We start from the raw sequence: 15,689 nt of genomic DNA on the forward strand, positions 1-15,689 counted from the left end.
CCGCGGCGGCGGCCGTACGCGCCATCGCGCTGATGCGCGACCCGGACGTCGAGGTTGACGGGCTCGACGAGCAGGACGCCCTCGACCTCGCCGAGCGCACGAGCGTCAGCGCCGACCTGCCCGCCGGGACCGCCGCGGCGCTGGGCGCGAGCGAAACCTTGGCGAGCGGCGAGATCGACGGCCTGCGGGCGACCGTGCGCGCGGTGGCCGCGGCCGCACGCGCGGCCGTCGGCGAGTCCGCCAGCGCCGGCGCGCATCCGGAGCAGGGGCGCGTACAGTCAGCCGCATGAACCGCGCGGACGCGCCGTGGCCGGGCGTTTCAGCAGGCGAAATGCAAGGAAGCGATTGCTGCGCGGCCGCGGGGCTACAGCGACGTCGACCGCCAGGGGCTGTCAGCAGCCGGCAAGATAGATGATAAAATCTGATCATCCGGTAATGGAGGATGATCGGGATGTACATGGGCATCGGTCAAGCCGCGGTGTTCCTGGGTGGACCAACCGTCGCTTAACGATGCGCGGGCTATGTGATGGGGCCGTTGTTACCAACCCGCTGGTTTAAGGACCTGTCATGATGCGGGCTCAGGCGATCCGTCGGTAGCCCCGGCGCTCCTTTTCGCGGATGAGGCGGGCCATGCGCTTGCGCGCGCTGTCGTGATCGCCGTGCGCGTCCAGGCGCATTTGGCCCGGTCGACCCATCGGCCCGAATTCCCTGACCAGCGACACGCCACCGAACAAGTCCGCCCACACGACCGTGCGGTAGAAGCGATCCTGGTGGCTCGCGACACCGACGCGTATGAGATCGGCGCTATCGGGCTGATCCACGGGCAAGCCTTCCATTCGACAGTTTCCTTAACCTTGGCCGGTCACCATCTATCCGGAGCATCCATTCATCCGGCACCATCGATATGCCGTGACCCTATGCCATCGGCTGGTGCTTTGCCGCAAGCCAACTGCCGGTCGATACGCATTCTCGGGAAGGCCGAGCCTGGGTCGGCTCACCACGGGCCTTCGTGATCCCAACCGTCTAGGATGGGAAGAACGGCACCGTCTCCACTGCCCGGTCGTTAGCCGCGCGCATGCACGATGACGGGCAGCCGGCGGTCCCGTAGACTGCTGGTGGTCCGGACGGACACGGGCCGTTAGCGCGAGTCGCGGGGGCTTTTGATATGGAAGACCGCACGGTGCAACTCGACCTCTTCGACCCGATCCACCTCGTGGCCGAAGGCCCGCCGGCCGCCCCGCCAAGGCCGGACGGGGCGGCGGCCGCGCTTCGGGCGCATTTCGCGGGAACCCGGCGCCTGCCTCTGCGTACGCTGCAAGAAACGGTGCGCGAGCTCGCCGCAACCGCGGCCCCTGACACAGCGCCGCTCCTGCTGGCCGTGTGCCTCCACTACGGTCCGTGGGAGAGCAGCGTTGGCCCGATGCCCGAGGTGCAAACCGCTCTCGCTGGGCTCGAACGCCTCGACGCCCCGGCGCGGCGTCGGGCGGCGGCCGAACTGGCCCGACGCCGGCCGGTCGCGGAGCCGTCCCTGCCGGCCCTCCTCCGCGCCGAAGTCGCCGCGGCGGCGACACCCGACGACCGGCCGCTTCGCGCGCTGCTCGACGACCCGAGCGCGCACATACGCGAGGCGGCCTGTCGCGTCGCCGGCCTGCGCGGGGTCGGTCGGCTCCTGGAGGCGATCCGCGTACGCGTCCACGACCGGGCCCCATGGGTGCGAACGGCGGCCGTGCTGGCGTGCGCGGACCTGGGCGACGCATCGGTCCGGGGCGCGGTGGAAGAGCGCCTCGAATCGGCGACACGAGCGGGCAACTGTCCGACCCGTCTGCTAGAAGCATTGGGGCACGTCGCCGACCGCGAAAGCGCTGTCGTCCTCCGACGCATTCGTCCATCGCTCGCGCCGTCGGACCAGGAACTGGCCGACGAGATCCTGGACGAGCTGGCGACGGGTGCGGCCTTTAAGACCGTTCCTGAATCCCACACCTGACGTATCAGACAGGGGCCGCCGGGGAACAGCAGCCCCGGCTGACGTCCGGCCGGGCCGGGTGGACACAGCGGGTGGCGAGACCACGGCGCAGGCCCGGCTCCGGTGAGCCGCCCCGCTCCGGTTGCGTCCGGACGCCGACATCGCGGCGGGACGGTGTGTCTCCCGCGAACGCCTCGGGTGAGCGCCCCGCCATCGGCGCCATACCTGCCTCGACTCATGCTGCGCGGCTGAGACGAGGGCACCACGGCGCGTGCAGACGAGACGCTCGCCGTATCCCATCGCCCGGCGGGTGTGAAACGGCACAGCGTCTCGCCCCGCAAAAGTGTTCTCTCGCAGTAAGTTGCGGCGCCGATCGGCGGGGTGACCCCACGCCGATCCACAGCCTCAAGCCGTCGAAATCGATTCAATTCAACAGCTTGTGATGCCCGATCAGCGCCGTTACCGCACGCCGTTTGACAGCCGATCCACAAATCGAGCCAGACCCACGGTCTGAGCCTGTAAAATCCCTGTCCTGCAGCCCGTTGCTGTCGCTACCTTGACGTTTCATGATACATCATGATATCAGGCGAGTGACTGGTTAAACACGGAGTTGAAACATGGCTCGCGAGAAATTCGCCACTCAGGTGGACTCGGAGTTGCTAAAGCAAATGCGCGCGCTTGCCCAAAGCGAGGGGCGTCATCTCCAGGCGCTCGTGAACGAGGCGTTCGCCGACTACGTCGAGCATCGGCACCAGCAGCGTGCCCGTCCGCACGTTATGGCTGCCTACGAGGGTAGCCATGCCCGTTATGCGTCCGTGTACAAGAAGTTGGCGCGCTAGGCGGTGACTGATTATCTCACGCTCGCCGAGATCAAAACCATCCACGCTGACCAGATAGAACGCTACGGCGGATCCCCGGGTTTGCGCGATCCCGGACAACTTGAAGCCGCCTTGTACCGGCCTCAAACCGGCTATTACGCGGATCTGATCGCCGAGGCCGCGGCCCTCTGGGAGAGCTTGTCGCAGAACCATCCCTTCGTGGACGGCAACAAGCGCACCGCTCTGGCGGCAGCCTACACCCTCCTTGCCATAAACGGTATCCGCATGACCGCCGGGGACGATGACCTATGGGTGTTTCTCGACCACCACTACAGCGCGGGCACCTTCAGCTTTGATGTTCTAGATGCCTGGCTGCGTGAAAACACGGAACCGCAAGGGTAACGACGTTCTGGGTCACCTCGCCAGGCTCGACCGGCAGATCGATCATATCGCCCGGGTGCGCCAGCTCCAGGGTTACGTCGCCACCGAGATCAGCCGGGTGCTAGAGCAGCTGTTACGCCTCAAACGACCCGAGACGCTGATCGTCAAGCGCCTGGACTTGACGCACTCGGACCTGAGCCGCCGGCCAGGTTCACGCCAGCCGGTGGTCGGCGCGCGGTCACCTGAACCTGAACCTGTCGCATAGAGACGTGTGCAAAAGGCCGGATCACTTCTATCGCACTCGGGCCCGGTTGGCCGCGTGCTTTCAGGCCGGGTCAAGATCCCATCGGAGGCACGGGATCGAGCATTTCCTGTTCCAGCAAGTGCGGGTTTTCGCCGCCTGCGAGCCATGCAGCAAGCGGCGCAATCGCACTATCGCTTTCACCAAGGCCCTTGAGACGGGGCTTGTTGTCTGTCGGCGAGCCGAGCTTGATGGCGCTCTCGATGTCCATCGCGTGGGGGGTGAGCGGCCGGTTCAAGGCGCTTTCGATCACCCGGAAGGCCTGCAGCCCGCCTTCCTCGATATCCCCCCAGTGAAAAAACGCGACGGCCGGGTCCAACGCGGCGTCCATGCGTTGTAGAAACGTAATCGTGGCCCGCGACGGATAGCCGGCGGCGTAAACGATCAGGCCGTCGTCGCCGGCCTCTCTGACGTAACGGTTGAAACTGGCGAAGTTCTCGATGGAGAGCACGTAACGCGGCGTCAGCTTCGGGTGGGCGGAATCGGCCGCGTCCGGCGGTATCGCGGCGTACGGTCGGAAGCCGTCCATCGGGATCCCCGCGGAGACCACCGGACCGCGGAAGCAAAGCGGGGTCGGGAACTTCCGGATGCCCAGGGTCTCCAGCACCTCCTCTGGGGGTCCCGTGACCCCGTGGATCGGTCCGAGGACCCGCGCCAGACGGGAGGCGTGTCCGCCCTGCCGGATCGCCTTGCTGTCACGCACGGCGCGGGCGCAGAAGGTCTTTTCATCCACGCCCTCATGCAGGTTGTCGTCGAAACCGCACAGCAATCCGAGAAACGTGCGCGCGGTCGCCGTGTCGCAGTAGTCGATCTGGTGGGCGCGCGTGCGCCGGGTCCAGGCATCTAAAAGGTCCCTGGCAACCTCTCGGATGTAGGCCGGACGCCCGTCGACCAGATCGAAAAGCGGGGCGGCCGCGCGTTCGGCTTCGTGCGCGGCCGGCGATCGGCCCAGATGCGCGTAGAGCTTGGCGGCGTCCAGCAAGCGGACGTTCTTGATCCCCTCCTCCGGCCGGCGTGATCGCACGTACTCCCGCCGGACGGCCCCCACCCGCTCGGCCGCCGCCAAGACCGCGTCGAAGCGCTGCAGGCCGTCGTAACTCAGGGCATCGTAATCGACCTTGGCCAGGATATCCCGGCCGCGCTCGGGTTGTTGCTCGCGGACGTCGAGCATCCAGTTCAGCAGCCGGTACGGGTCGCTGAAACCGGTGCGGGCCGACACTACTCCGCGGCCTCCTGACCGTCATCCCGGCCGGCGTTCAGGAGGCGCTCCAGCTCCGCCCGCGTGAGATCCGACGGGTCGCGCTTGTCGACCTCCTCGCGCAAGCGCTTGCGCGGATGACGGGGCTCGATCTCCCCGTAATCACCGTGCCGCCAGACCTCGTTGACGGTATCCATGCGCGTCATCAGGGCGGTGGAGCCGGACATCGGGGCCGCGATGATCGGCTGCAGGCCCACGTCCCCGAAATAGTCGAGCATGCGCTTCTGGTTGGCCGGGTCCATCTTGGAGAACGCCTCGTCGAACAACGCAACGCCCATGCCGCCGGTCGTCTGCTGTCGCCGGCCACCGCGGTACGCCGCCGCGATGGCCGCCGCCATGATGATGTAGAACGGCGTCTGCCCTTCGGCGCCGGACTCGATCCCCTTCCGGTCGGACAGCTTGAACTTCTTGCCGGTGGCCTCGTCCTCGACCTCGACCCAGAAGGTCCAGTAGTTCTGGTAGCGCTCGAGGCGCTCCAGGTCGAGGTCCTCGGACAACAGCAGCTCCTTCACGTACTCCGCGTCCGGCCGGAGCGCGTCCTCGCTCGCGTCGTGGTCGTCGAACAGCTTGAGCAACCGCTGCTGGTCTTCGCCGCCGAGATCGGCGAGCCGGAACAGATGGGCGAACGGTTCGCCGGCATCGTCGTTGCGCCGGCTGCGCCACTTGTAGCGCTCCCCGTTGAGGAACTTGCGGTCCTTCAGGATATCGTTGATGCGCTCCAGTTCACGGTTCACCAGCTCGATCCGGCCGCGGATCTCGGAGATGAAGGACGACTGGAAGGCCTCCGTGAGCTGTTTCGACGCCGCCTGCATCTCCGCGTCGTAGCGAACCAGCCGGTCGTTTTCGAGTTGGCCGATCCGGTCGTCGATCCACGCCTTGACGGTCGTTACGGTATGCGTGGAGGGGCGGAAGTTGACCGCCTCGCTGTCCGGGTTGGCGCGGGTGTAGTCAGTCAGACGCTCGAAGAAGGCCTGTTCCGCCTTCTTCGCGGCCTCGGCCTTGGCCTCGGCGTACTTGCGCGCGTCCGCGGCCAGCCCGGCGTGACCTTCGCGCGTCTTTTCCAGCCGGCGCGCATAGGCCGCCAGCGCCTGCCGGTATCCGGGCAGATAGGCGGTCGCTGCGCTCGGGATCGTTTGCCGGGCCCGACAGAACGCCTGGTAGCGCATCCGCCAGCACATGTAGGAGCCCACGGTGTCCTGGCCCGCCCTCAGCCGCTCGAGGGCCTGCTCGGCGTCGTACCGCGCCCGCTCGGCGGCACTCTGCGCCGCGGCGATATCCGCCCGCACGTTCGCGATCCGGTCTTCGAGGGCCTTTTTCTCCTCCCCCCACTCCGGATTGATCTCGCTCTCGAGCTTGTCGCGCTGTCGCCGCAGCTCTTCCAGGCGACTGTCCACGGCCGTCAGCGCCTCGTCCAGACGGTCCACGGGCTCGCGATCCGCCTCGCCCAGCATCTCCGCCAGACTGCGCACGGCCTGCTCCGCGGCGCTGAACGTGCGCCCTTCCGTCCGGCGGTCGGAAGCCTGCCGGGTGAGCGTGTCGATCTCAGCCGCGAGTTCGCGGGCCGCGCCCTGTTGGACATCGCGCCCGAGGATCGGGGGCCCCTTCCGGCTGAGGCGGCGAACGCTCAAGCCGTCGTCGTAGAGACAGTCCGGCATGATCGCACGGCCGGGCTGACGCAGGTCCTCAACCCGGTGGCAAAGGCGGACGTTTCCGATCCGCCGGCGCAAGTACGCCATGACCAGGGGCGCGTCGGAGACGACGATCGAGCTCATCACGCCCGGCTCCTGCGCGATGTCCGTCCCGTCGACCTTGTCCGTGCGCGCGATCCGGCAGGCCCGGTAACGGTCCTTGTGCCGCCGCCACAAGCGGATCGCCCCCTCGACCTGGTCCGGGGGCAGAATGATCGCCTCGCGTTCGGCGCCGAGCAGCGCTTCCGCCGCCTCCCGCCATTCCGGGTCGGTGACGCGCACCAGGCTGCAGAGCACCTGCGGCGCCATGCCGTGCTCGGCGAGCGCGTCCATCAGCCCGACGGTGTCCTCGGAGACCGGGGCGCCGCCCGCCCGTACCCGCTGCAGCTGGTTCTCCTTGGTCGCCCGCTGCTGATCGAACCCGCGCGCCTCGGAAAACGCGCTCTCGGCCTGGTCGCCGAGGTACGACCGCAGCTGATCCAGGCCCGCCAGCCGCCGCAGCGCGTCGGCCAGCGCCCCCGCGTCGCGCGGAAAACCGTCGCGGTCGCGGCCGGTCAGGCCGGCGATCGTGTCGATCTGGCCGCGCAAGCGGGCGAAGGTCGAGGTCTCGGGCAGGAGGTTCTCGCCCGCGATGACCTTGAGACGGGTGCAGACCTGGAACCACGCGTCGAGGCGTTCGCGGATCCGCGTCCGTTCCAGTTTCTTCTCGCGCATCTGGGCATCCAGCGTGCCGCGGGCATCGCCGCCGTGGCCGTAAATGCGTGCCTTGACGTCGTCCAGCTGGCTGTCGAGCTCCTCGAGGTAGGCCTCCAGGCGCGCTTTCTCGTCCTTGTTGTCCTGCTCTTCCTGGCGCTTGCGCCGGCGCGTGCGGCGCTGGCGGCGCAGGGACTCAGCCGCGGCGGCCGCGCCCGCCCGGGCCGCCATCCAGGTTTCCACGTCGCCGTCGGCCTGCGCCTGCAGGTGCTCCTCCGCCACGCTGTCGGCCTCTCTCAGCTGGCCGAGTTGCTCCTTCACCCGCTGGATGCGCTGGTTCACGCCCTGATAGGTCTTGATGGCTTCCCGCAGCTCGGTGATCCGGATCGGGTTGTCCTCGAGCAGGTAGGTCTTGAAGAAGGCATCGTCCGAGGGAACCGTCTGGAAGGCGACCGCGTTCACCAGGGCCTTGGCGAGCTGCTTGGGCTGCGGCGTCCGGCCGCCGGCGTTCATCGCCTTCATGTATTCGCCCATGTAGTGTTCGGCCCGCCGCGGCTTTAGGATCTCCGACTTCGGCCGGTCGCGGCGCTTCCGCTCCAGCCGGCTCATCACCGTCTCGAAGGGAAGCGGCTCCAGGGCCTCCTCGCCGTCGGCGTCGACAACGTCCTGCACGACGTCCCGGTAGCCGACCTCCAGGCCGCGGGCGACGAAGAGATACGTCGTCTCGTTCTGCCCGCTCGCTTTCGACGCGACGAAGCAGCAGCCGATCGAGCAGTCGTAGTGGGTGTCCGTGTCCTGGAAGTGCAGCGTCACCCAGGTGATCGCATCGTCGCGCAGGGGCGGGTGTTGCGGCGTCACGTAGCCCAGGCAGTACGCCTTCACGCTGCGCTTGCTGCGGACACCGTCTTCCCCGGCCGCCTTGTTGAGGCCCCGCCAGTTCCCGTGGTTGCCGAGAAGGGCGACCTGGATGGCGTCGAGAAGCGTGCTCTTGCCCGCCTTGTTCTGGCCGACGATGGCGGAGAAGCGGCCGAACGGGACGTCTTGCGGATCGAAGTTGTGCCAGTTGACGATCGACGCCTTGACGAGTTCGAACATCAGGCGGCCTCCGTGCCGTCGGTTGCGGCTTCCTCGCCGGTGGCGGTGTCCGGGTGATCGCCACCGGCCACCTCGTCTTCCGCCGCGTCCAGGCCGCGTTCGGCGTCGCCGGCGAACTTCCGCAGCGCCGCGGCGGCGTCTTCGGAGACGAGGTATTTCACCACCGGCCGGATGTAGAGCTCGATGGCCTCGGTTTCGTCGTCACGCTCGCCGAAGGCGACGATGCCGCGCCGCTTGAACTCCTGCAGCTGATCGTGCAGCTCGGCCGGCTTCATGCGTTCCCGCCCCAGAACGTATGCCAGCCGTTCGAACACCTGGGCCGTGTCCGTGTGGACGATCGCCCCGCTCTCCACCTCGCCGTCGTTGAGGTGCTCCTGGTAGACGAGGGCGAGGACCAGGGCGACGATGGTCTGGCCGAGGAGCATGTTGGGCAGCGCGATCGCCTCCAGGTCCGGAACCACCCCGACCCAGCGCTCGCGCTCGTTCTTGACGAATTTCCGCCCGCACATCTCGAAGAAGGCGGCGAAGATCCGCTCGTGCCGGGGCGACGTCAGCACCTCCCAGTGCTTCATGCCGCCGCGGTCGCCGGCGTGGATGAACTGCCGGTCCAAAAGCTCGTGGGCGGCCTGCTGGATGCGGCGCGCGGTCCGCTCGTCGACCTGAAAGCCGGCGAGTTCCAGGAAATCAAGCATCGCGGCGTTCCTCTCCGGCCACTTTGTCGTGGCGCAGGATCTTGAAGTTCGGGCAGCGCATCCAGTCGCTGTCGTGCCAGCCCGGGGCGGGCACGACGCTGAACCGCCCCTCCAGGATCGGCCACCCCTGGCCGAACGGTCGCTTGGCGCCGGGCTGCGGCCGGGGCTTGCTTTCAAGCCGGCGGCGCCGGACGTCGTCGAGGACGAGGAACTCGTCGAGCGTGGTCGGGTGGATGTCCCGCGCCTCCGTACCGTCCGGCGGGACGCGTCGCTCCAGGAAGCGCACGACCTTCTCGTCGGGCTGCGGCGCGAACAGGTTGGCGAACTCCCGGGACAGGGTCTTGTAAAGCGTCTGGACCGGATCCGGCTTGCGCTTCTTGATCGTGCGCGGCTTGACGATCGCGGCCTTCTCCCGTGGCCCCGCCAGGAGCCCGGGCGCGAACAGCCGCGGGGCCGGCAGAAGGCCGAGCGGCGGCTCGCCGGGCGCCCGGTCGAGGGCCTTGCTGCGCTGATCGACGCGGTCCAGCCGCTGGATGAGCCCGACGAGCTGATCGCAGTAGCGGTCGTCGGCCCGGTCCATGTACTCAACCGTATTGCGCAGCTTGTCCTCCAGCTGACGGCGGAACCGTTCGAGCTGGTACATGAACTCCTCGACGGAACTCAGGGTGCTCTCGATCTGGGTTAAGTGGCTTGCGACCTCCGCGCTGGCGTCCGCGTACGTGTGCGCGATCGAGGCATCCATGTACTTGCGCGCGAGATCGTTGAAGACGACGTCGTCCGCACGGATCTCGTCGATCGCCCGCAAGATGTCGCCCCGGTGATTGTAGGGATGGTCGGTGGTCATGATCGCGCGGTAATCGGTGATCACGATCTGACCGATGAACTCCTCGACGAAATAGCGCAGGCGCTCGTCGAGGTTCTCGCTTTCCATCAGCGCCCGGCGGACGTAGCGGAGTTGCGACTTGATGGCCCTGAGGCGTTTGACGAACGCCAGCGCGGTCTCGCACGCCTTCGGCAGGGCGAGCAGCGAACGCTCGTCGCCGTTCTTGATCGCCGTGAGGGCGGCGCGGATCTCGGCGATCACCCCGGCGAAGAGCTGGTCCAGCCCCTGGTCGATCTGGATGAGCTGGTCCATCAGCGCCATCGCGGCGGGGGGCATCTCCACCTGCGTGCGCAGGAAGTGATCCTCCTCCTCCAGCCAGCCCGTGCGCAGAAGACGGGCGTAGACGTGATGGCCCTTGCGCGCGAGCAGGTCGGCGCCCGCGGGGTTGAGCGCGCCCTTGCGGCGCAGGCGCTTGCCGCGCCGGCCGGGCGGCGGGGGCAGATCCTCCAGCGTTTCCTCGTCGGCCCACAGGTCGGCGTTCTCGCGGACCTTGTCGACGACGAAGTAGATGACGTCTTCCCGCAAGGGCGAACTGAAGCTCGTCCCGCCGTAGAACTCGTTGTACACGGCCGTCAGAACGCGGGCGTAGAGATGGCGATTGGATCCGCTGAAGAGCTGGAAGATGTCATCGTTCAGATGGCCGAAGAGTGCCATCGCGCGGCTCCCATCTGCGCGCGTTCGCGCGGTACGGGCATCAGCATAGAGACTGGGTCGGCGTCTTGGGAAGTGACGGTCTCCGGTCCCGAGGGTCGCCGCGCCCCACCGCCGATCGCGCCGCTTGCCCAACCCCGGTCGGTCGCCGCGCGGCATCCCCCGGAGGCTGCGGCCCCGCGGCGATCGCTGACCCCACTCCAGAGGGGGCGCTAAGCGTCAGCCAGCGTCGGCCAGGGCACCCCGGACATACGTCCGACCGCCGCCGCACAAGCCCGGTTCGTTTCGGCCCACGTTGGGCTCGGCGTTGCGGTTGCCGCCGCGGGTCGGCGGCCCGTCGGTCGATCCGTTCGGAAGGCGTGCCAGCGCGAGAGCTCTTCCACGGCCGTGCCCTTGAACGGGATCCATCCCATCCGACTCATGAGGGCCCGGCTGCCTTCCTGCGCCTGGCGTTCGATGTCACGGTCGAACGCGCGCATGCTGTAGTCTGTCCCGGACCGGATCGTCGTCGATCTCCTTGTCCTCGACGACCCGGATATGGCGGCCGCAGGCGGCCAATGCGTGCTCGAGCTCATGGATGCCGAAGCGCGCTCGACGTTCCCGGTGCTCGACGACGAGCTGAACGAACCGGGGATCGCGCAGCAGCTTGGTCAGCTGCTTGCGCTGATCGTTCCAGCCCGACCCGACTTCACGGACGAACCGGTCGATCTTGATGTCATTGCCGGCCGCCCACTCCGCAATCCGGGCGATCTGCCGATCCAGGTCGCTCTTCTGCTCGTGCGACGACACTCGGGCGTAGGCGACCGTCTCCGTCTCAGGATCGTCGATCTCGACCCTCCAGCGACCGGCGTCGTTCCGGAACGCGCCGTCAATGCGCCCATTGGACGCCATCCGCCACGCCGTCATCTTGGAAACGCCGGGTTCAGAAGCCCAGTGACTTGATCGTACCGAACATTTCATTATACGCCCTCAGCGACGTAGACGCCCAGCGGCTGTCAACGCTCAAGAACCGGTGCCCGCAGACATTGGTTGGCCCGGGCTCGGATGAGGTCGGGCAGCGGACGGATGTCCGGGGCATCCGGGATCGCGAGCCGATCGCCGCGGTAATCACAGGACGAGACACCCAGCTTGTCGCAGGTGTCGATCAGCCCGAAGAAACCGTCCCGGCAATCACGTCCGCGGTCGCTGGCGGTGCCGCCGTAGAGCTTCCGGCGGGCAACCGGGCGGCGGATGTCGCGCTCCGTCGAGCCGGACGTCCGCGCGCGTCGCTGTGAGCGACCGATACTTGGAACAGCTAGGCCTCCCACGGATTGACGACATCGACGCCACCGCCGTCAAAATCGTTCACGTTGCGCGTCACGACCGTCGCGCCACGTGACTTCGCGATCGCAGCCACCTGGAAGTCGGCCTCTTTGCCGCTTTCCCCCAGCCCCAGGCGCCGGACATCGGATCGGACTTCCGCATAGGCCTTCGCGGCCCAGCGATCGAACGGCAGAACACGATCCCGAAAATCTACGGAGAAGACGGTGGAAGCCACGTCCAACAACGACCGGCGACGCCGCCCGTCGGCCATGGTCTGCAGGCCGAACAGAATCTCCGCCTCGCAAATCGTCGTCGTGAACAAGCCCTGATCCGGATGACGCCCCATCCAGCGCATGACCTCCGGCGCGGGCACGTCACGCATGACCTCCGAGAGGACGTTGGTGTCCAGGACGAACATCAATCCGGCCTGCTCGAGAAATCCGGAACATCCCGCGGGGCCCCGCGCTCGACCTCTGGCAGATCCACACCGCCAACCTCGGCGAAGCGGCGATGGATCCGAGACCCCAGATCGAACGGGGCATCGGCTGGCTCGGCCAGCGCGGCCCTGAGGATCTCGCGTAACTCAGTCTCCATCGAGCGGCCGTTCTCAGCCGCACGCAAACGCAGGCGCTTTTTCAGGTCGTCATCCAGTCCGCGGATCGTCATCGTTCCCATGGCTTACTCCTGCAATCGTTGACAGCACTGTAGGCATCGAATGCGACTGTCGCAAGGCGACGTGTCCGTGGCCCAAGGCCTCGACCCGATCAGCGCTACAATCTCCTAAATGCAGGTGTATTTTTTCGGGTCGCACGCTCGCCCGCACGTCTCAGCCGCGCAGCCTGAGCCGAGTCAGGTATGGCGCCGATGGCGGGACGCGCGCGGCGTCCGTCGAAGAATCAATAGCACACAGCGGCATCCGGGTCCGGAGGCAACCGGACCGGGGCGGCTCTGTAGAGCCGGGCCTGCGCGGTGGATCCAATACCCGCTGGGTTGACCAGGTCCGGCCGGACATCAGCCGGGGCTGCCGTTCCCCAGCGACCCGGGCCTATACGTCGGATACGGGGTCTAGGAACGGTGGAGCTTGCCCGTGCGCAGCGGCTGCGCCGCCTCAACCAGTCGCGCGCTCGACGGACCCATCCACCGCGTGTTCCGGCTGGAAGGCCGCGCCGCTCGTGCGGCCGCGCGCGTAGGCGTCCGGGTCGACGTAGCGCTTGCCGGCGGGTTTGGACCGGAAGGCGATCCCCAGGCGCTCCAACGCCGCGTCGATCGCTTCGGCCTTTAACGGCACGAGGTCACGCCCGGTCGAGTTCTGCGTCTGCTGCGCGCGTTGGTCGGCCAGCGCGTGCAGTTTGCCGCAGATGCCGTCCGCGAGGCCGTAGCGAAACGACTTGGTCGCCTGTCCGCGGTCCGGGCTCGGCGTCGCCCGGTACGTCGCCCCGGCCTTGAACGCCGCTGTCTCGACCGCGAACGTCTCGGCGATCACGTCGTACAGCACGCGCGCGGCTTCGACGTCGGCGGGCATGCCGAAGAAAACGTGGGTGAGCCGCCCGTCGGCCGCCTCCTGTAACCAGTGGCGACAGGCCGTGAACGTGGCGATCGCGGGCCCGCAGGCGTCCAGCCCGTCCCGGCGCTTGCGGTCGGTCGGGATGCGCGCGAGCACGCAGGAACTCTCCGCAATCGCCGGCGCCTGGTCGATGTCGTAGCGCCGCAGGAGCTCCTCGGCTTTCTCGGCGGCCGCCATCGCCTCCGCTTCGGTGCAGCCGGCCGCCTGGGTCTTGGCCTGAAGCGCCTTGATCCGCGCGATCACCCGGTCGAGGTCCGGATCGGGCGCGGCGGCGCGCCCGCCGACTTGTGCGCGCAAGCGCTGCAGGCGGGCCCATGCGGTCTCGGTCAGGCCCTCGCCCGGGCGGTCGAGCTCGCGCTCCAGCCCCGCCATGCCGTCGCCGAGCCCGACCTCGGCCCGGCGCTCGATGGTATCCAGCGCGATCCGCATGAGGGCCTCGATCGCCCGGAGTTGCGGGTGATCGGCGGGCACGTGATCGCTCAGCGCCGCCAGGCAGTAGACCTCGTTCGGCGTCACATGGCCCCGCACCCAGCGGGCGCCGGCCGGATCGGCGCGCTCCGGCGCCGCGCTGTCGCGCGCCGCCCACCGGTCCGCCACGCCGAGGAGCTCGCGGACCGGTTCCGGCGTGTTGGCCCCGGTGCGCCAGCCGCCGTCGACGAACGCGACATCGGCGGGCCCTGTCGTCTCCACCTGGAAGAGGTCAAGACAGATGTCGCCCAATCGGCCGAACGTCTCGACGGCGGCGACGACCGCGGCCGCACAGACCGCGTCCGCGCTGCGCTCGGGGCGCTTGAAGGTGCCGGCCGCGGTGTCCTGGAGGTGCCGGTCGAGCGTCGGCCACGTGGCATCGGGCAGCCAGAGAAGCGGGCCGATGTCGACGATCTGCCCGTCGCTGAGACGCGCAATGCGCCCGAACAGCCGGTCGCCTGGCGCGACCACGCACGGGTCAAGATGAACGGGCTCGTCCGAGACGAGATCGCGGGCCTCGACACGGCCGAGCATGTCCACGTCCATCACTTCCATGGCCACGGGACGCGCGCCGCGCATCAACTCCAAGGCCGCCGCCTCGGCCGACCCCGCGGAGAACGGCCGGGCGCGCGCCAGCCGGTCGAAGGCGTTCCGGCCCTTCGGATCGCGCGCGAACAGCACCAAGTCGTATGCCAAGTCAAGCAAATAAACGTGGTCGCCGGCCTCCGGGGGGCCCAGGCGGCGCGGCCACAGTCGCTTGATCTGTTGCTGAAGGCGCGCCTCCGGCACGCGCGCCGTAACACGCTCCTGCACCGCCGCCATCGCAGCCGTGCGCACCTCGGGATCGGTCAGCTCCGCCGCAGCCGTCGCCGTCGCCGTCGCCGTCGCCGTCGCCGTCGCCTCGGCGCTGAGGCTCATCGTCCCCTCCCGAACTGTTCGCCGTAAAACACACCCCCATTATCGCGTTTTCAGGTCGATTCGCCAAGTTCTGCGATCCATCGCCTTATGATTGCGCACATCTTGTGGTTGTTCGTGGTCTTGATACCTGAGGCAAAACGATCCGCCTTGCCGGCCGGCGTCCAGGACCGCCGCCGCGACGTGCCCGTCGCAAGCTCCATCCGCTGGTACGTGGGCCCATCAGCTTGCCCATTACGTTGCACACCGTCGCTCATCAGCCCGTCCCGCTCGTTCAAGCGTGGAGAGGCTACGCACGAACGATGCAGATGCGCTGCGTGCGGGTTTCGCCCTATTAAGGCCCGGTTGTTCTTAATACCAGCGGTCATGGAGATGTCGTTATCGCGGCCCAGCTACGGTAGCTTATCGAGGTAACCGTTTCCGGCATCTCCATGAATATGTTCCAAGCGTCGCAGCAGGCATCGACAATCGTATCGTAGCCTTCGAAAACACGGTTTGAGAGAAACGTCTGGCGCAGATACTGCCAGACCTTCTCGACAGGGTTCAGTTCCGGAGACTTCGGCGGCAGAAGCACGATCGAAATGTTAGCGGGCACACGGAGCGATTCTGTTGTGTGCCAACTGGCCTGGTCCATGACCAGGATGGCGTGGCGTTCTGACCCGACCTGTCGGCTGATCTCGGCCAGATGTTCTTGCATCCCCCGCGTGTTCGCCCGCGGCATCACCACGGCCGCTCCAACCCCGCGCTCCGGCGCGACCGCGCCGAAAACGTAGCCCGAGCTGGTCCGTTGGTCGGCGGGCTGACGGGGACGCGTGCTGGTGGGCGCCCACTGGCGCACCTGCGGGTTCTTCTGCCCCACCCGCATCTCGTCCTGGAACCAGATCTCCGGCGTCACCCCGCCGGGCAGCTTGGCGATGATCTCTGCGACGGTCGCCGGGAAGTTTTTTTGAACGTCTCGATCGTCTCCGGGTCCTGGCCCACGTGCTGCGGCCGGGCCGTCATGTGCGAAAACCCGAG

At 67.7% G+C, this 15,689-nt stretch carries 16 protein-coding genes; 4 read left to right on the forward strand and 12 right to left on the reverse strand.

The window, feature by feature from the left end:
• Positions 1-290, forward strand: a 290-nt coding sequence (locus CKO28_RS21965; RefSeq protein WP_200343022.1) for a hypothetical protein, incomplete at its 5' end; no start/stop codon positions are given.
• A gap of 288 nt (positions 291-578) precedes the next feature.
• On the opposite strand, the gene CKO28_RS21970 is transcribed toward CKO28_RS21965, so the two are convergent.
• Positions 579-836, reverse strand: a complete 258-nt coding sequence (locus CKO28_RS21970; protein ID WP_200343023.1) for a WGR domain-containing protein — start codon at positions 834-836, stop codon at positions 579-581.
• 329 nt (positions 837-1,165) lie between these two features.
• On the opposite strand from CKO28_RS21970, the gene CKO28_RS21975 reads away from it, so the two are divergent.
• Positions 1,166-1,984 (forward strand): HEAT repeat domain-containing protein, encoded by an 819-nt coding sequence (locus tag CKO28_RS21975; protein ID WP_200343025.1) that lies wholly within the window; start codon positions 1,166-1,168, stop codon positions 1,982-1,984.
• A 638-nt stretch (positions 1,985-2,622) separates the two neighbouring features.
• On the opposite strand, the gene CKO28_RS28115 is transcribed toward CKO28_RS21975, so the two are convergent.
• The gene (locus CKO28_RS28115) at positions 2,623-2,763 is read right to left on the reverse strand and encodes a hypothetical protein (protein ID WP_207168903.1); all 141 of its coding nucleotides are present in this window, start codon (positions 2,761-2,763) and stop codon (positions 2,623-2,625) included.
• A gap of 42 nt (positions 2,764-2,805) precedes the next feature.
• Here CKO28_RS28115 and CKO28_RS21985 point away from each other — a divergent pair, with 42 nt between their 5' ends.
• Complete coding sequence (locus tag CKO28_RS21985) at positions 2,806-3,183, forward strand: type II toxin-antitoxin system death-on-curing family toxin (protein WP_200343029.1); 378 nt, start codon at positions 2,806-2,808, stop codon at positions 3,181-3,183.
• Complete coding sequence (locus CKO28_RS21990; RefSeq protein ID WP_200343031.1) at positions 3,158-3,427, forward strand: hypothetical protein; 270 nt, start codon at positions 3,158-3,160, stop codon at positions 3,425-3,427. The genes CKO28_RS21985 and CKO28_RS21990 overlap by 26 nt, the downstream gene beginning before the upstream one ends.
• Positions 3,428-3,497: 70 nt before the next feature.
• On the opposite strand, the gene CKO28_RS29200 is transcribed toward CKO28_RS21990, so the two are convergent.
• From CKO28_RS29200 to CKO28_RS22040, 10 genes are all read right to left on the reverse strand, one after another.
• On the reverse strand, positions 3,498-4,682 hold the full coding sequence (locus CKO28_RS29200; protein WP_200343033.1) for a Wadjet anti-phage system protein JetD domain-containing protein: 1,185 nt from the start codon (positions 4,680-4,682) through the stop codon (positions 3,498-3,500).
• Entirely contained in the window at positions 4,682-8,197 is a 3,516-nt protein-coding gene (locus tag CKO28_RS22000) for an SbcC/MukB-like Walker B domain-containing protein (protein WP_200343035.1), read from the reverse strand. Before CKO28_RS22000 ends, CKO28_RS29200 begins: the two co-directional genes overlap by 1 nt.
• Positions 8,197-8,889, reverse strand: a complete 693-nt coding sequence (locus tag CKO28_RS22005) for a DUF4194 domain-containing protein (protein WP_200343037.1) — start codon at positions 8,887-8,889, stop codon at positions 8,197-8,199. The genes CKO28_RS22000 and CKO28_RS22005 overlap by 1 nt, the downstream gene beginning before the upstream one ends.
• Positions 8,882-10,426, reverse strand: coding sequence for a Wadjet anti-phage system protein JetA family protein (locus CKO28_RS22010; RefSeq protein ID WP_200343039.1), 1,545 nt, complete (start codon positions 10,424-10,426; stop codon positions 8,882-8,884). Before CKO28_RS22010 ends, CKO28_RS22005 begins: the two co-directional genes overlap by 8 nt.
• A 456-nt stretch (positions 10,427-10,882) precedes the next feature.
• Complete coding sequence (locus CKO28_RS22015) at positions 10,883-11,383, reverse strand: IS607 family transposase (protein WP_274611046.1); 501 nt, start codon at positions 11,381-11,383, stop codon at positions 10,883-10,885.
• A gap of 334 nt (positions 11,384-11,717) precedes the next feature.
• Positions 11,718-12,143 carry a type II toxin-antitoxin system VapC family toxin gene (locus CKO28_RS22020; protein WP_200343042.1) on the reverse strand — a complete coding sequence of 142 codons (426 nt, stop codon included), beginning with the start codon at positions 12,141-12,143 and terminating at the stop codon, positions 11,718-11,720.
• On the reverse strand, positions 12,143-12,400 hold the full coding sequence (locus CKO28_RS22025) for a FitA-like ribbon-helix-helix domain-containing protein (protein WP_200343044.1): 258 nt from the start codon (positions 12,398-12,400) through the stop codon (positions 12,143-12,145). Before CKO28_RS22025 ends, CKO28_RS22020 begins: the two co-directional genes overlap by 1 nt.
• Before the next feature lie 433 nt (positions 12,401-12,833).
• Positions 12,834-14,675, reverse strand: coding sequence for a DUF7168 domain-containing protein (locus tag CKO28_RS22030; protein WP_200343046.1), 1,842 nt, complete (start codon positions 14,673-14,675; stop codon positions 12,834-12,836).
• Between the two features lie 50 nt (positions 14,676-14,725).
• Positions 14,726-14,929 carry a hypothetical protein gene (locus CKO28_RS22035; RefSeq protein ID WP_200343048.1) on the reverse strand — a complete coding sequence of 68 codons (204 nt, stop codon included), beginning with the start codon at positions 14,927-14,929 and terminating at the stop codon, positions 14,726-14,728.
• Between the two features lie 107 nt (positions 14,930-15,036).
• Positions 15,037-15,689 (reverse strand): IS630 family transposase (locus CKO28_RS22040; RefSeq protein WP_200343050.1); only part of this gene is annotated, 653 nt, incomplete at its 5' end.

This window comes from Rhodovibrio sodomensis (assembly GCF_016583645.1).
Classification (GTDB): Bacteria; Pseudomonadota; Alphaproteobacteria; order Kiloniellales; family Rhodovibrionaceae; genus Rhodovibrio; species Rhodovibrio sodomensis.

Excerpts from the sequence above, each read along its gene's own strand:
- CKO28_RS22000 (WP_200343035.1), bottom strand. The coding sequence starts at position 8,197 with ATGTTCGAACTCGTCAAGGCGTCGATCGTCAACTGGCACAACTTCGAT.
- CKO28_RS22005 (WP_200343037.1), bottom strand. The coding sequence starts at position 8,889 with ATGCTTGATTTCCTGGAACTCGCCGGCTTTCAGGTCGACGAGCGGACC.
- CKO28_RS22020 (WP_200343042.1), bottom strand. The coding sequence starts at position 12,143 with ATGTTCGTCCTGGACACCAACGTCCTCTCGGAGGTCATGCGTGACGTG.
- CKO28_RS22015 (WP_274611046.1), bottom strand. The coding sequence starts at position 11,383 with ATGAAATGTTCGGTACGATCAAGTCACTGGGCTTCTGAACCCGGCGTT.
- CKO28_RS22025 (WP_200343044.1), bottom strand. The coding sequence starts at position 12,400 with ATGGGAACGATGACGATCCGCGGACTGGATGACGACCTGAAAAAGCGC.
- CKO28_RS22010 (WP_200343039.1), bottom strand. The coding sequence starts at position 10,426 with ATGGCACTCTTCGGCCATCTGAACGATGACATCTTCCAGCTCTTCAGC.
- CKO28_RS21970 (WP_200343023.1), bottom strand. The coding sequence starts at position 836 with ATGGAAGGCTTGCCCGTGGATCAGCCCGATAGCGCCGATCTCATACGC.
- CKO28_RS22030 (WP_200343046.1), bottom strand. The coding sequence starts at position 14,675 with ATGAGCCTCAGCGCCGAGGCGACGGCGACGGCGACGGCGACGGCGACG.
- CKO28_RS28115 (WP_207168903.1), bottom strand. The coding sequence starts at position 2,763 with ATGGCTACCCTCGTAGGCAGCCATAACGTGCGGACGGGCACGCTGCTG.
- CKO28_RS21975 (WP_200343025.1), top strand. The coding sequence starts at position 1,166 with ATGGAAGACCGCACGGTGCAACTCGACCTCTTCGACCCGATCCACCTC.
- CKO28_RS22035 (WP_200343048.1), bottom strand. The coding sequence starts at position 14,929 with ATGAGCGACGGTGTGCAACGTAATGGGCAAGCTGATGGGCCCACGTAC.